The organism is Angustibacter speluncae, from assembly GCF_054777815.1.
On the sequence record NZ_BAAHAF010000113.1, the window covers coordinates 1 to 587 of the forward strand.

1 protein-coding gene is annotated in these 587 nt (G+C 80.4%); it reads right to left on the reverse strand.

All coding sequences use genetic code 11. From position 1 onward, the window contains the following. A partial coding sequence (locus ACYVKY_RS13865) for a helicase-associated domain-containing protein (protein ID WP_460435578.1) occupies window positions 1-587 on the reverse strand: 587 nt, incomplete at both ends.

A 587-nucleotide genomic window follows, 5' to 3' on the forward strand; every position in this document is an offset into this window, starting at 1 on the left:
CGAGCCCGAGCCGGCGGAGCCCGGCCAGCAGCGACGTGGGGTCGAGCCCGCTGACCAGCACGGTGGGGGCGAGGCGCCGCAGCCGCAGCGCGCCGGCGCCGGGGTCGGCGAGCAGGTCGGCGAGCGCGGCCTCGTCGTCGCTGCGCACGTAGCCGGACGCGGCGCCGACCCGCAGCCGACCGTGCCGCCGGGCGGTGTCGCGGACGAGGTAGTCCAGCGGCTGCGGCACGGGCGTGGTCGAGATCTCGGCGAGGCGCCGCAGCACGTCGTCGGCGTCGCGTCCGGCGTCCAGGGCACGGCGCACGGAGGCCGCGGAGAACCGGAACACCGTGGCGCCGCCGCGGGAGTCGACGTCGGCGAGCAGCGCCAGCTCGTGCGCCACGCCGCGGACCAGCGGACCGGGGGCGACCGCGGTGAGGTCGGCCTGCAGCAGCACGTGGTCGACCGGGGCGGGGAGCGCCGCGGCCAGCACCTCGGCCGCCGCCGAGGGGTCGCCGGTCGCGAGGGCGCGACCGGCCGCGCCGAGCGCACCGAGGCCGAGCAGCCCGAGCCAGGCCGCCTCGTCGAGCACGGTGGCCTGCGCGGGC